Origin of the sequence: Streptomyces sp. NBC_01317 (assembly GCF_035961655.1) — a bacterium.
Lineage (GTDB): Bacteria > Actinomycetota > Actinomycetes > Streptomycetales > Streptomycetaceae > Streptomyces.
The window spans coordinates 5729764-5742977 of sequence record NZ_CP108393.1; the positions used below are offsets into that span (position 1 = coordinate 5729764).

The following is a 13214-nucleotide window of genomic DNA, read 5'->3' on the forward strand; positions in this document are numbered from 1 at the left end:
TGCGGCGGCCGGGGAGATGACGGCGGCCGAAGTGAGGGCCTGCTGCCTGGAGTTGAACGGGACGTCGCACGACGTCCCGTTCCCGGGCAGCCCCGGCCTGACGGTGTTCCGGGTCGGCGGCAGGATCTTCGCGTTCTGCGCGCCGGAGGAGCGCCCGCTCAAGGTCTCGCTCAAGTGCGACCCGGAGGAGGCGATCCGGCTGCGGGCGGCCCATCCGCAGATCGTCCCGGGCTGGCACCTCAACAAGCGCCACTGGAACACGGTGACGGTCGCGGGCCTGCCCGCCCGGATGGTCCGCGAACTGATCGAGGACTCGTACGACCTGGTGGTGGCCGGCCTGCCGAGGGCGGACCGGCTCCGGCTCGACCGCCCCTGAGCGGCCGCCCCCGGGAGGCCGCTTCCGAACGGCCGCCGCCCCGCTACGCGTTGTCGGTCTTGGCGCGGCGGACGCGGCGCCGTATCGCCGGGCCGATCCGTACCGCCGCCCGGCGCTCGACGCCCGACAGCCGCTTCTCCAGATCGGCGACCAGCTTCTGGAGTTCCTTGTTCTGCTTGGTGAGCGAGGTCACGGCGCGCTCGCTCCGCTCCGCCCGCTCGTGCAGCCGGCTGATGCGGTACTGGAACGCCCCGTCGTCGGAGCCGTCCCAGACACCGATCGGCGACGGCAGTTTCAGCGCGGCGAGACGGGTCTCGTAGGCCGCGCCGCCGTCCCCGTGGGTGAAGGTGTTCTGGAGGTTGTTCCGGTCGAGGAACTCCCGGAAGCGGCGGAAGCGCTCCGGGTGCCCGTCCACCAGCGGCCGGTAGTCGGCCTGTTCGTACAGGTCCGCCGGGTGGATGTCGCCGGGCAGTCCCCGGAGCATCCGGTGCGGGATGTCGAAGTACCGGCAGAGCTCCAGGGTCCGCGAGTCGTGCACCAGGACGACGGCGGGGGTGCCGGACAGGAGCGCCGCGATGTTGCCGTGGATGCGGGTGCCGTACGCGAAGTCGAACGTGGACAGCTCTTCCAGCCACGTCCTGGGGTCCAGCGGGACCCTGACCTTGTTCTCCTGGAACAGCGGGTGCGACAGCCGGCGCGGCAGCGCCTCGTCGTTCCCCGAGGCCTCCGAGGTGTCGCCCCAGAAGAGCAGCTGGGCGTCGGACATGTTCTGCGCGAAGTACGTGAGGTGGGGGAAGCGCCGGTACGCGTGATCGGCGAGCCCGGCCACGTCGCCCACCGTGACGGCCCCGGGCGACAGGTTGATCGCTATCCGGGACGCCGCGTCGATCGTGCCCGGCCGGCTCAGGGCGGGGAACGTCTCCCCGTGCAGGAACATCGAAGGACAGCCGATGATGTCGACCTCGTCCTCGGAGAAGCCCAGGTTGTGGAGGTACGAGGCGGTCAGTTCACCGCGGACGCCGATGGACGCCGATCTCTCCAGCACCGCCCGGCAGAACCGTCTCACGGACGCCTCGATGGGACCCAGCCGCTTGACGTCGAACTTCTCGTTGGCCTGGGCCCCGACGCCCAGGACCACCACGGGAATGGTGAGTTGCTCGATGAGGGTGGACAGCCGGTCCAGCGAGGTCTTGAAGGACGGGCGGAAGGCGTTGGCGAGGGGGACGACAAAAACGTCGTACCGCTCGTTGATCTCCTTCGCCCGCGCGGCGCTCGTGTCGGTCGGCAGACCGTTGGACGTGATCTCGGTGTGCTCCGTGAGCAGGATCTTGTGCGTGGCGTCGCTGAACAGCAGGTTGCCCGAGTTCGTGCCGATCAGATCCTGGTGCAGGAACTCCTCGCGCGACGCGACACGGAACGGGCTCTTGCCGGAGCGGATGAGTATGCGCTTCATGGGCCTTGTCTCTCTTGCTCGGCTCACCGGCGGAGGGGGGAGAGCGAACGCTGCTCGCGGCGCCGGTCAAGGAAACCTTGAACAGGGGGTGAACGGGACGATACCCCAGGTCAAACAAGGGAAGGCCAGACTATTTCACGTTATGGAGTGCTTTGGGCAGAGCCCGGCACGGCCTTTCACAGCCGTTCCTCAGGACGCCCGTGCGGGCCCGCCGCACGGCGTCCGCGCAGTCCCGCCGCCACCAGGAGCCCCACCGCGACCACGATCGCCGCGTCCGTGGCGAGGACCAGCCTGACCCCGTCGTACAGCCCGCCGTGGGTGGTGGCGAGGACGCCCAGCAGCGGGATCCCGACGGTGAGGCCGACCTGCTGGGTCGTGGTCACCAGGCCGGTGGCGAGGCCCTGTTCCCCGTCCGGGACGCCGGACGTCACGGTCAGACCGTACGAGATGATCGCGCCCAGGTGGCACATGCTCGCCAGCGAGATCGCCACCGTGGCCAGGGCCACCCCCGAGTTGGCGCCGACGCCCAGCAGCGCGGCGGTGAACAGCCCCTGGCCCACCAGGGATACCGCCAGCGTCCGGCGGGCGCCGAGGCGGCCGATCACGCGTGGGGCCAGCACGCCCGCGACCACCGACATCAGCCCCTGGAAGCCGAAGACCAGACCCGTCTCGAACGAGCTGAGACCCAGGGTCTCCTGGAAGTAGAGGGTGAGGACGAACACCACCGTGCTCATCATCGAGAAGGTGACCAGCCCGCCCAGATTGCCCCACGCCACGGTCCGCCGCCGCAGCATGGGCAGGGAGACCAGGGGAGCGGCGCTGCGGGACTCGACCACGGCGAACGCCACCAGCAGCGCGACGCCCGCGACGAGTGCCGTCAGGACGTCGGCGCCGCCGAAGCCGCGCTCGGCGGCGGTCGACAGGGCGTAGATCAGCGCGAGCAGACCGCCGGTGACGGTCACCGCGCCGGGGACGTCGAGGCGGGGCCGCTCGGGGGTACGGGACTCGGGCAGCAGCCCGGGCGCCAGGGCGAGCACGATCACCGCGGCGACCGCCAGCAGCCCCATGGTGGAGCGCCAGCCCAGCGTGTCCGTCATCACCCCGCCGAGCACCATCCCGACGGTGAAGCCCAGCGAGAGCAGCGTGCCGCTGATGCCCAGCGCCCGGTCGCGCTGCGGGCCTTCGGGGAACGTGGTGGTGAGGAGCGACATCCCGGTCGGCACGATGACGGCGGCGCCGAGGCCCTGGAGCGCCCGTCCGGCCAGGAACACCTCGGGGCTCCAGGCGAGGGTGGCGAGCAGCGAGGCGGAGCCGAAGACGGCGAGGCCGGTGAGGAAGAGCCTGCGGCGTCCGTAGAGGTCGGCGATCCGGCCGAAGAGCAGCAGGAAGCCGCCGGACGGCAGGGCGAAGGCGGTGACGCCCCACTGGAGGGCGGACGGGCTCATTCCCAGGTCCTTGCCGAGGACCGGCAGGGCCACGTTCAGTACGGAGAAGTCGAGCGCCACCATGAACTGCGCGGCGCAGAGCACGAAGAGGATCAGCCGGGCGCGGCCGGTGAGCCGCGCGGGAGCGGGCGCCGGGGGGTGGTCGAAGGTGGGGACGGCGGGTCGGGTGGCGGCCCGGTCGGGGTCAGGGGCGGCGGTCCGGGCAGAGGTGCCCGTGCGGTCCGGCGGGGTCGGGGCGGAGGTCTCGGTCGGCATGCCCTCAGCCTGCGGTCGCCGGAATAGCCGTGGGGAGCGGGTACTTATCCTGTTGGCGGCACCACCAGACAGCAGGGCGGCAGGGGGAGTTCTTCGTGACCACGGAGACCGGCAGGACGCGTCGCCTCGGCGAGCTGCGCGAGTTCCTGATGAGCAGGCGCGCCCGGGTCACCCCGGGCGAGGCGGGCCTGCCGGACGGCGGGGCCCGGCGCCGTACACCGGGACTGCGGCGCGAGGAGGTCGCCGTCCTCGCGGGCGTCGGCGTCTCCTGGTACCAGTGGCTCGAACAGGGACGGGATATCACCGTCTCGCCGCAGGTCCTGGACTCGGTGGCCCGGGTGCTGCGGCTGACCGCCATCGAGCGCCGGCACCTGTACGTCCTGGCGGGCCTCAACCCGCCCGCGCCGCAGGTGCATCCGGAGGCGGCGGACATGTGTGACGGGCTGCGCCGGATGATCGACGCGTGGATGCCGTACCCCGCGCACATCATGGACTGCTACTGGAACACGGTGATGTTCAACGGCGCGGCCGGCGCGGTGCTCGGGATGCGGGCGGGGGGTCCCTGGAACTGCCTGATCACGTTCTTCACCGACCCGGTCTACCGCGCCCGGCAGAAGCAGTGGGAGAAGATCGCGCCGCTCGTCGTGGCGCAGTTCCGGGCGGCCTGCTCGGAGTGCCCCGACGACGAGGGGTTCCAGGCGGTGGTCGAGGAGGTCATGGCGTCCAGCGAGGAGTTCGCGGTGCTCTGGAACCAGCGGGACATCGCGCCCGCCGGGCAGGTCCGCAAGGAGCTGGAGCACCCGGTGGTCGGCACGCTGTACGTGGAGTCCACGCACCTCAGGGTGCCCGCCAGGCCCGACCTCGCGATCGTCCTCCAGACGCCGCTGCCCGAGACGGACACGGCGGCGAAGCTGGAGTGGCTGGCGAGCCCGGAGGGCGTACGGGGCTCGCTGTACCCGCTCGCGGGCTGACGCGGCGGGGGGCCGCCGACCCGGTGGGCGCCCGACCGGCCGGGGGCCGTCGCGGGCTCTGTCGTACGGCTCCTATGCTCACCCCATGACGCAGAGCACCGGCCCCGGTCCCGAACTCGACCCCGAGGACCGCAAGATCATCACCCTGGCCCGCAGCGCCCGCGCCCGCAACGGAGTCGCCGAGGGCGCGGCCGTACGGGACGACACCGGCAGGACGTACGCCGCCGGGACGGTCGACCTGCCCTCCCTCAAGCTCAGCGCCCTCAGGACGGCCGTCGCGATGGCCGTCGCCAGCGGGGCAGGCTCCCTGGAGGCGGCGGCGGTCGTCTCGGAGGCCGCCGCCGTCGCGGACGACGACCGCGCCGCCGTACGTGACCTCGGCGGCGACCTGACCCCCGTGCTGCTGGCGGGCCCCGACGGGGTCCCGCGCACGACCGTCCAGGCCGGTTGACGGGGGCCCGGCGGCCCGCCGCCCCGGCCTGCCGCGGCCGGATCGGCGTCCATCTGGTCGGCGGGGCGTGAACGATCGGGGAGAATGGGCGCCATGAGCGCTCGTACCCCCTCTTCGTCCGAGGCAGCCGAAGCGGCGGAAGCCCCCCACCGGGCCGGCTTCGCCTGCTTCGTCGGCCGCCCCAACGCGGGCAAGTCCACCCTCACGAACGCTCTGGTCGGTCAGAAGGTGGCCATCACCTCGAACCGGCCGCAGACCACGCGTCACACCGTCCGGGGCATCGTCCACCGGCCCGAGGCGCAGCTGATCCTGGTCGACACCCCCGGCCTCCACAAGCCACGCACGCTCCTCGGTGAGCGCCTCAACGACATCGTGCGCGCGACCTGGTCCGAGGTCGACGTGATCGGCTTCTGCCTGCCCGCCGACCAGAAGCTCGGCCCCGGTGACCGGTTCATCGCCAAGGAACTGGCGGCGATCAAGAAGACGCCGAAGGTCGCCGTCGTCACCAAGACGGACCTGGTCGAGTCCAGGACGCTCGCCGAGCAGCTCATCGCCATCGACCAGCTGGGCAAGGAGATCGGCCTGGAGTGGGCCGAGATCGTCCCGGTGTCGGCGGTCGGCGACCAGCAGGTCGGCCTCCTGGCCGACCTCCTCGTCCCGCTGCTCCCGGTGAGCCCGCCGCTCTACCCCGAGGGCGACCTCACGGACGAGCCCGAGATGGTCATGGTCGCCGAGCTGATCCGGGAAGCCGCGCTCGAAGGCGTACGGGACGAGCTGCCGCACTCGATCGCGGTGGTCGTCGAGGAGATGCTGCCGCGCGAGGACCGCCCGGCGGACAAGCCGCTGCTCGACATCCACGCCAATGTCTACATCGAGCGGCCCAGCCAGAAGGGCATCATCATCGGCCCGAAGGGGAAGCGGCTCAAGGAGGTCGGGACGAAGTCCCGCAAGCACATCGAGGCGCTGCTCGGTACGCCGGTCTTCCTCGACCTGCACGTGAAGGTCGCCAAGGACTGGCAGCGCGACCCGAAGCAGCTGCGCAAGCTGGGCTTCTGAGGTCGGGCCCACACCTCTCAGGTCCGGCCGACACCCCGTGATCGCCCCGTCACGCCGTTATTCTTCTTGTCGTGTCGACCACTGATCACACCGGCGTCCTGCGTGAGGGGTTCGCACGTTTCCTGGAACGGCTCCGAGAGGTCGGTGAGGACGAGGACGACCCGGTCGCCGAGCTGTTCGCGCTCTGCCGCGCGTACCGGGAGTTCGCCCTCGCCGAACCCGACGTCTACGCCGTGCTGTTCGGTGGCTCCGGACTGTCCGGCTTCCAACCGGGCGTCGCGCACCGGGAGATGGGGCTGTACGTGCTCCGCGTGCCGAACGGCGCGATCCAGCGGGCCGTGGCGGCGGGCCGGTTCCGGCCGGCCGACGAGGGGCTGCTCGTCCGCCGCCTGTGGTGCCTGCTGCACGGCATGGCCGAGCTGGAGCGGACCGGCTACCTGCCGGGGCGCTACGGCCACCGGGCCTTCCTGGACGCGGCCGTACGGGACTTCGCGGTCGGCGCGGGCGACACCTTCGAGGCGGCGACCGCCTCAGGCGCCTTCCTTGAGGACACGTGAGACGAGCGTGCGCTGTGCCTCGGACAGGTGCGGGTCCGCGCAGTGGAAGACCCGGCCGTCGACCGTGACCGTATAGCTGAAACCGTCGGGCACCACCGGCGCGGGCGCTTCCTGGGCGTCCGCGGCCGCCTGCTCCGCCAGGGCGCGCCAGGCGGCCGCGTCGGGCAGGGCCGAGATGTCGATCCCGGCCCCGCGTTCGATGCCCGCGAAACCGCCTGTGCGCCGTACGTCGATCCGCATGGGTCCTGTCTAACGCACACCGGCCGTTCGCGGGAGGGCGACGCACGAGCGCCCGGACCCCGGCCCGTAGGAGGGCGGCTCACGCCGTGGGGACGCCCACCTCCGCCCATGCCTTGACCACGGCCTCGTGCTCCGCCGTGCCGTCCCCGAAGCGGGTGCGCGCCGCCGCGACCGTGAGCCCGGCGAAGGCCGTGAAGTTCGCGTCGACCTCCAGGCCGCCGCCGGTCAGCACGTCGAACCAGATCTGGCCCGCCCGCTCCCAGGACTTCCCGCCGAGCTGCGTGGCGAGCAGGTGGAACGCCCGGTTGGGGATGCCGGAGTTGATGTGCACGCCGCCGTTGTCGCGCCCCGTACGCACGTAGTCGTCCATCGACCCCGGCTGCGGGTCCTTGCCGAGGACGTCGTCGTCGTACGCGCTCCCCGGCTCCTTCATCGAGCGCAGGGCCACCCCCGTGACGCGCGGGGCGAGCAGTCCGGCACCGATGAGCCAGTCCGCCTCGGTGGCCGTCTGGTCCAGGGTGTACTGCTTGACCAGGGAGCCGAAGACGTCCGACACGGACTCGTTGAGGGCGCCCGGCTGGCCGTAGTAGCTGAGGTTGGCGGTGTACTGCGTCAGGCCGTGGGCCAGTTCGTGCGCGATCACGTCGACGGGCAGCGTGAAGTCGAGGAAGATCTCGCCGTCCCCGTCGCCAAAGACCATCTGCTCGCCGTCCCAGAACGCGTTGCCGTAGTCCCGGTCGTAGTGGACGCTCGCGACGAGCGGCAGCCCGGCGCCGTCCAGCGAGTCCCGTCCGTACGCCGACAGCAGCAGCTCGAACGTGGCGCCGAGCCCGCCGTACGCGCGGTTGACGGTGGCGTCCGCGCCCGGCTCGTCGCCCTCGGACCTGACCTTCCTGCCCGGCAGGGCCGTACGGTGCCCGCAGTCGTGGATCGTGCGCGCGGGCCGGCCGGTCGGCGCGTCGGAGGCCGCCGGGGCCCCCAGGGTGGTCGTGAGCGCGCGGCGCGTACGGCGCGCGGAGTCCGCCTCCAGCGTGCGGCGGGCGGGTCCGGAGAGGGCCGGGTCGTCGGACCTGGCGAGTTTGTCGAGCACGTGCGGCGGCACGATCGTGCAGAAGACGGGGTGCGGGGCTGCTGAACGGGTGGCATCCATAAGAAGAATGTGGCACTGCGTAGCACCGATGTCACTCAAAGCCACCATGATGGCTGAAATGCAGTGATCTGCCGGTATTCGGTCCCGCATACTGATACGGACGGTCCGGGACACCCGGGCTCGGCTACAGTGCCACGCATCATGCGTTTCGGGCTGCTTCTCCTTAGCTGCCGCGGCGAGGGTCTGTAGTCGCAGGCCGACCCCCTCCCCGCGGAGTCTGGTGTTGCGGTTTTCCCGCCCCGTCGGCCGTCCCAGCGGACACACGAGGAGCCCTGCGCCATGTCTGACCCCTCCGTCACTTCTGTCGGTCGCCCCACGCCCCTGACCAACGCGACCCACACCCAGAAGCCCTCCGGAATGCCGATCCACAAGTACGGCCCGTACGAGGCCGTGGCCATCCCGGACCGCACCTGGCCCGAGAAGCGGGTCACCACCGCGCCGCGCTGGCTCTCCACCGACCTGCGGGACGGCAACCAGGCCCTGATCGACCCCATGTCACCGGCGCGCAAGCGTGAGATGTTCGACCTGCTGGTGCGCATGGGCTACAAGGAGATCGAGGTCGGCTTCCCGTCCTCCGGCGAGACCGACTTCGCGTTCGTACGGTCGATCATCGAAGAGGGCGCGATCCCCGAGGACGTGACGATCTCCGTCCTGACGCAGGCGCGCGAGGAGCTGATCGAGCGCACGGTGGAGTCCCTGCGCGGCGCCCACCGCGCGACGGTCCACCTGTACAACGCGACCGCGCCGACCTTCCGCCGCGTGGTCTTCCGGGGGACGAAGGAGCAGGTCAAGCAGATCGCCGTGGACGGGACGCGGCTGGTGATGGAGTACGCGGAGAAGATCCTCGGCCCCGAGACGATCTTCGGCTACCAGTACAGCCCGGAGATCTTCACGGACACCGAGCTGGACTTCGCGCTGGAGGTCTGCGAGGCGGTCATGGACGTCTGGCAGCCGGAGGCCGGCCGCGAGATCATCCTCAACCTGCCCGCCACCGTGGAGCGTTCGACGCCGTCGACCCACGCGGACCGCTTCGAGTGGATGTCGCGGAACCTGTCCCGCCGTGAGTTCGTCTGCCTGTCCGTGCACCCGCACAACGACCGGGGTACGGCCGTCGCCGCCGCCGAACTGGCGCTGATGGCCGGGGCCGACCGGATCGAGGGCTGCCTGTTCGGGCAGGGCGAGCGTACGGGCAACGTCGACCTGGTGACCCTGGGCATGAACCTCTTCTCGCAGGGTGTCGACCCGCAGATCGACTTCTCGCAGATCGACGACATCCGCCGTACCAGCGAGTACTGCAACCAGATGGAGATCCACCCGCGCCATCCGTACGTGGGCGACCTGGTCTACACGTCCTTCTCCGGCTCCCACCAGGACGCCATCAAGAAGGGCTTCGACGCGATGGCGGCGGACGCCGGGGCGCGCGGGGTCACGGTGGACGAGATCGAGTGGGCGGTGCCGTACCTGCCGATCGACCCGAAGGACGTGGGGCGTTCGTACGAGGCGGTCATCCGGGTCAACTCGCAGTCGGGCAAGGGCGGGGTCGCGTACGTCCTCAAGAACGGGCACAAGCTGGACCTGCCGCGCCGCATGCAGATCGAGTTCTCCCGGATCATCCAGACCAAGACCGACGCCGAGGGCGGCGAGATCACGCCCGGCCAGATCTGGTCGGTCTTCCAGGACGAGTACCTGCCCAACGCCGACAACGCCTGGGGCCGGATCCAGCTCACGTCCGGCCAGACCACGACCGGCACCGACGGACAGGACACGCTGACCGTACGAGCCGTGGTCGACGGTACGGAAACGGTCCTGAGCGGCACCGGCAACGGGCCGATCTCGGCCTTCTTCGACGCCCTGGCGGCGGTCGGCGTGGACGCCAGGCTGCTGGACTACCAGGAACACACGATGAGCGAGGGCGCGAGCGCGCAGGCCGCCTCGTACATCGAGTGCGCGATCGACGGAAAGGTGCTGTGGGGCATCGGGATCGACGCGAACACCACTCGCGCGTCACTCAAGGCGGTCATTTCCGCGGTGAACCGCGCCACCCGCTGATCCTCCCTCCGGACCCCGCTGACCTGAGGTTTTGCGAACCCCGCCCACCTGAACCGGTGGGCGGGGTTCAGCCATTCACGGCGATCTCGCGCCGGGGTGCTGACGCCGCTTCGAAGATGTGGCTAACATCACGTCAACGCGGCAATGTTGCCGGAGCGTTACGGAGGTGCGCGACGTGCTGCCAGCTCAGGGATCAAGTGGCCGAAAAGTGCGCATCTGTGGCATTCGTACGTCCTGGAACACGGTGGGCGACGGTGAGTTCTTCTGCCCCGGCTGCGGAGGCGACCGCAACTACCGCCGCCGTACCGGCCGTCGCCGTTTCACGCTCCTCGGCGTGCCGCTCCTGAACCGGGGGACCGCCGGTCCTGTGATCGAATGCGCCGCCTGCCACGGCCACTTCGGTACGGACACGCTCGACCACCCCACCACGGTCCGGTTCTCGGCGATGCTGCGTGACGCCGTCCACACGGTCGCGCTCGCCGTCCTGGTGGCCGGCGGCACCTCCTCCTCCACCGTGCGCGAGACGGCCGTCCACGCGGTCCGGGCGGCGGGCTTCGACGACTGTACGGAGGAGCGGCTGACGGAGCTGGTGGAGGCGCTGGCCGCCGACACCGGCCGGTTCATCATCGACCCCGGACCGTGCGGCGCCGCGCTCGCCATCGAGCTGCACGAGGCGCTGGAGCCGCTGGCCCCGCACCTGGCCCCGGCGGGCCGGGAGTCGATCCTCGTCCAGGGCGCCAGGATCGCCCTCGCCGACGGCCCGTACATCCCGGCGGAGCGCGAGGTGCTGTCCACGGTCGGCCGCGCGCTGCGGCTGTGTGTGGCGGACACCGAGAGACTGCTGCTGGCGGCGGCCCGTACCCCGTCCTGACGGCGGGCGTGGGGGAGCGCGCCGGCCATGCGGGACAATGGGGCCCATGAGTCTGTTCCGGGACGACGGCGTCGTGCTGCGCACCCAGAAGCTCGGTGAGGCCGACCGCATCATCACGCTTCTGACCCGCGGCCACGGGCGCGTCCGGGCCGTCGCCCGGGGGGTGCGGCGCACCAAGTCGAAGTTCGGGGCCCGGCTGGAGCCGTTCTCCCACGTCGACGTGCAGTTCTTCGCGCGCGGCAGCGAGCTGATCGGGCGCGGGCTGCCGCTCTGCACGCAGAGCGAGACCATCGCCCCGTACGGGGGCGGCATCGTCACCGACTACGCCCGCTACACCGCCGGCACGGCCATGCTGGAGACCGCGGAGCGGTTCACGGACCACGAGGGCGAGCCGGCCGTCCAGCAGTACCTGCTGCTCGTCGGCGGGCTGCGCACGCTCGCCCGCGGGGAGCACGCCCCGCATCTGATCCTGGACGCCTTCCTGCTGCGCTCCCTCGCGGTCAACGGCTACGCGCCGAGTTTTGACGACTGCGCGAAGTGCGGGCTTGCCGGGCCGAACCGTTTCTTCTCGGTCGCGGCGGGCGGAGTGATATGCGGCGACTGCCGGGTGCCGGGCAGCGTCGTACCCTCTGCGGAGGCCGTCGTCCTGCTCAGCGCGCTGCTGACCGGCGACTGGGAGACGGCCGACGCGTGCGAGGCGCGGCATGTCAGGGAGGGCAGCGGGCTGGTGTCCGCCTATCTGCACTGGCACCTGGAGCGCGGTCTGCGCTCGCTCAGATACGTAGAGAAGAACTGAACCGTACGAAGAGTACGAACAGTGTGAAGAGTGCGTAGAGAAGACCGAAGAGCACGGCAGCACGAGGAGACAAGAGCGCATGGCACGACGCGGAATCCTGGGACGTACCCGCCGCGAGTACAAGACGCCCGAGCCGCACCCCTCCGGCGCGGTACCGCCGCACATCCAGAGCGAGCTGGTGCCGAAGCACGTGGCGTGCGTGATGGACGGCAACGGGCGCTGGGCCAAGGAGCGCGGCCTGCCGCGCACCGAGGGGCACAAGGTCGGCGAGGGTGTGGTGCTCGACGTCCTCAAGGGCTGCCTGGAGATGGGCGTCAAGAACCTGTCGCTGTACGCGTTCTCCACGGAGAACTGGAAGCGCACCCCCGACGAGGTGCGGTTCCTGATGAACTTCAACCGCGATGTCATCCGCCGCCGCCGCGACGAGATGGACGAGCTGGGCATCAGGATCCGCTGGGTCGGCCGGATGCCGAAGATGTGGAAGTCGGTCGTCCAGGAGCTTCAGGTAGCCCAGGAGCAGACCAAGGACAACGACGCCATGACGCTGTACTTCTGCGTCAACTACGGCGGCCGGGCGGAGATCGCGGACGCGGCGCGGGCGCTCGCCGCCGACGTCGCGTCGGGCAAGCTCGACCCGTCCAAGGTCAACGAGAAGACCTTCGCCAAGTACCTGTACTACCCGGACATGCCGGACGTGGATCTCTTCCTGCGTCCGAGCGGTGAGCAGCGTACGTCCAACTACCTGATCTGGCAGAGCAGTTACGCCGAGATGGTCTTCCAGGACGTGCTGTGGCCCGACTTCGACCGGCGGGACCTGTGGCGGGCCTGTCTGGAATTCGCCTCCCGGGACCGGCGGTTCGGCGGCGCGCTGCCCAACCTGTCGACGGGCGAGGACGACGAGATCGAGGAGCCGCAGGACAACTGAGCGGCGACGGGCGCGGGAACGCCGACCGGCGCGGGAACGCCGACCGGCGCGGGAACGCCGACCGGCGCGGGAACGCCGTACGAGCCGACAGGCCCGTACGGCGTCCCGGGCCCGCTTCTAGTTCTTCACCGCCGCCGCCGCGCACTCCGCGCAGGTGCCGAAGATCTCCACCGTGTGCGCCACCGCCACATAACCGTGCTGCGCGGCGACCGTCTCCGCCCACTGCTCGACGGCGGGGCCCTCGACCTCCACCGCCTTGCCGCAGATCCGGCACACCAGATGGTGGTGGTGGTCGCCGGTCGAGCAGCGCCGGTAGACCGACTCCCCGTCGTTCGTCCGCAGGACGTCCACCTCGCCGGCGTCGGCGAGGGACTGGAGGGTGCGGTAGACGGTCGTCAGGCCGACCGAGTCACCGCGGTGCTTGAGCATGTCGTGGAGCTCCTGCGCGCTGCGGAACTCTTCCACCTGGTCCAGCGCCGCCGCCACCGCGGCCCGCTGGCGGGTGGATCGGCCGCGCACGGGGGCCGTGCCCGCTCCATCGCCGGTCGCAGTCGTCACAGGTGCCTCCTTGCCTCTGCCCGTACCGCCGGGCGTCGCCCGCTTACGTCGGGCCATTCTG

General features: G+C 70.9%; 14 protein-coding genes. 9 read left to right on the plus strand and 5 right to left on the minus strand.

The features are described 5' to 3' along the window. Positions 1 to 16: 16 nt before the first annotated feature. On the plus strand, positions 17 to 376 hold the full coding sequence (locus OG349_RS24890; RefSeq protein ID WP_327238709.1) for an MmcQ/YjbR family DNA-binding protein: 360 nt from the start codon (positions 17 to 19) through the stop codon (positions 374 to 376). A gap of 43 nt (positions 377 to 419) precedes the next feature. Here OG349_RS24890 and OG349_RS24895 read toward each other — a convergent pair whose 3' ends face one another. Continuing rightward, positions 420 to 1829 (minus strand): polysaccharide pyruvyl transferase family protein, encoded by a 1410-nt coding sequence (locus tag OG349_RS24895; RefSeq protein WP_327236701.1) that lies wholly within the window; start codon positions 1827 to 1829, stop codon positions 420 to 422. A gap of 176 nt (positions 1830 to 2005) precedes the next feature. Next, on the minus strand, positions 2006 to 3529 hold the full coding sequence (locus OG349_RS24900) for an MFS transporter (protein WP_327236702.1): 1524 nt from the start codon (positions 3527 to 3529) through the stop codon (positions 2006 to 2008). Positions 3530 to 3678: 149 nt separating this feature from the next. On the opposite strand from OG349_RS24900, the gene OG349_RS24905 reads away from it, so the two are divergent. From OG349_RS24905 to OG349_RS24920, 4 genes are all read left to right on the plus strand, one after another. Then, positions 3679 to 4500, plus strand: coding sequence for a helix-turn-helix transcriptional regulator (locus tag OG349_RS24905; protein WP_327238710.1), 822 nt, complete (start codon positions 3679 to 3681; stop codon positions 4498 to 4500). A gap of 85 nt (positions 4501 to 4585) precedes the next feature. After that, positions 4586 to 4951, plus strand: a complete 366-nt coding sequence (locus tag OG349_RS24910) for a cytidine deaminase (protein ID WP_327236703.1) — start codon at positions 4586 to 4588, stop codon at positions 4949 to 4951. A gap of 84 nt (positions 4952 to 5035) precedes the next feature. Then, a complete protein-coding gene (era, locus tag OG349_RS24915; protein ID WP_327236704.1) occupies positions 5036 to 6007 on the plus strand; it encodes a GTPase Era in 972 nt (323 codons plus the stop codon). A gap of 71 nt (positions 6008 to 6078) precedes the next feature. Further along, positions 6079 to 6564, plus strand: a complete 486-nt coding sequence (locus OG349_RS24920; protein ID WP_327236705.1) for a TetR-like C-terminal domain-containing protein — start codon at positions 6079 to 6081, stop codon at positions 6562 to 6564. On the opposite strand, the gene OG349_RS24925 is transcribed toward OG349_RS24920, so the two are convergent. Both OG349_RS24925 and OG349_RS24930 read right to left on the minus strand, forming a co-directional pair. After that, positions 6538 to 6804 (minus strand): protealysin inhibitor emfourin, encoded by a 267-nt coding sequence (locus OG349_RS24925; RefSeq protein ID WP_327236706.1) that lies wholly within the window; start codon positions 6802 to 6804, stop codon positions 6538 to 6540. The two genes, OG349_RS24920 and OG349_RS24925, sit on opposite strands and share 27 nt — an antisense overlap. Positions 6805 to 6883: 79 nt before the next feature. After that, positions 6884 to 7954 carry a M4 family metallopeptidase gene (locus tag OG349_RS24930; protein WP_327236707.1) on the minus strand — a complete coding sequence of 357 codons (1071 nt, stop codon included), beginning with the start codon at positions 7952 to 7954 and terminating at the stop codon, positions 6884 to 6886. 279 nt (positions 7955 to 8233) lie between these two features. Here OG349_RS24930 and leuA point away from each other — a divergent pair, with 279 nt between their 5' ends. From leuA to OG349_RS24950, 4 genes are all read left to right on the plus strand, one after another. After that, entirely contained in the window at positions 8234 to 10003 is a 1770-nt protein-coding gene (gene leuA / locus OG349_RS24935) for a 2-isopropylmalate synthase (RefSeq protein WP_327236708.1), read from the plus strand. Between the two features lie 175 nt (positions 10004 to 10178). Continuing rightward, positions 10179 to 10874, plus strand: coding sequence for a TerB family tellurite resistance protein (locus OG349_RS24940; protein ID WP_327236709.1), 696 nt, complete (start codon positions 10179 to 10181; stop codon positions 10872 to 10874). A 46-nt stretch (positions 10875 to 10920) separates the two neighbouring features. Then, positions 10921 to 11670, plus strand: a complete 750-nt coding sequence (gene recO, locus OG349_RS24945) for a DNA repair protein RecO (RefSeq protein ID WP_327236710.1) — start codon at positions 10921 to 10923, stop codon at positions 11668 to 11670. Positions 11671 to 11749: 79 nt separating this feature from the next. Further along, the gene (locus OG349_RS24950) at positions 11750 to 12595 is read left to right on the plus strand and encodes an isoprenyl transferase (protein WP_327236711.1); all 846 of its coding nucleotides are present in this window, start codon (positions 11750 to 11752) and stop codon (positions 12593 to 12595) included. 117 nt (positions 12596 to 12712) lie between these two features. On the opposite strand, the gene OG349_RS24955 is transcribed toward OG349_RS24950, so the two are convergent. Next, positions 12713 to 13153: a Fur family transcriptional regulator gene (locus OG349_RS24955; RefSeq protein ID WP_327236712.1), complete on the minus strand. Its 441-nt coding sequence runs from the start codon at positions 13151 to 13153 to the stop codon at positions 12713 to 12715. Positions 13154 to 13214: the final 61 nt, after the last annotated feature.

Coding starts and splice junctions, on each gene's coding strand:
- OG349_RS24890 (WP_327238709.1), top strand. CDS start 17: ATGACGGCGGCCGAAGTGAGGGCCTGCTGCCTGGAGTTGAACGGGACG.
- OG349_RS24930 (WP_327236707.1), bottom strand. CDS start 7,954: ATGGATGCCACCCGTTCAGCAGCCCCGCACCCCGTCTTCTGCACGATC.
- OG349_RS24905 (WP_327238710.1), top strand. CDS start 3,679: ATGAGCAGGCGCGCCCGGGTCACCCCGGGCGAGGCGGGCCTGCCGGAC.
- recO (WP_327236710.1), top strand. CDS start 10,921: ATGAGTCTGTTCCGGGACGACGGCGTCGTGCTGCGCACCCAGAAGCTC.
- era (WP_327236704.1), top strand. CDS start 5,036: ATGGGCGCCATGAGCGCTCGTACCCCCTCTTCGTCCGAGGCAGCCGAA.
- OG349_RS24910 (WP_327236703.1), top strand. CDS start 4,586: ATGACGCAGAGCACCGGCCCCGGTCCCGAACTCGACCCCGAGGACCGC.
- leuA (WP_327236708.1), top strand. CDS start 8,234: ATGTCTGACCCCTCCGTCACTTCTGTCGGTCGCCCCACGCCCCTGACC.
- OG349_RS24950 (WP_327236711.1), top strand. CDS start 11,750: ATGGCACGACGCGGAATCCTGGGACGTACCCGCCGCGAGTACAAGACG.
- OG349_RS24925 (WP_327236706.1), bottom strand. CDS start 6,804: ATGCGGATCGACGTACGGCGCACAGGCGGTTTCGCGGGCATCGAACGC.
- OG349_RS24900 (WP_327236702.1), bottom strand. CDS start 3,529: ATGCCGACCGAGACCTCCGCCCCGACCCCGCCGGACCGCACGGGCACC.
- OG349_RS24895 (WP_327236701.1), bottom strand. CDS start 1,829: ATGAAGCGCATACTCATCCGCTCCGGCAAGAGCCCGTTCCGTGTCGCG.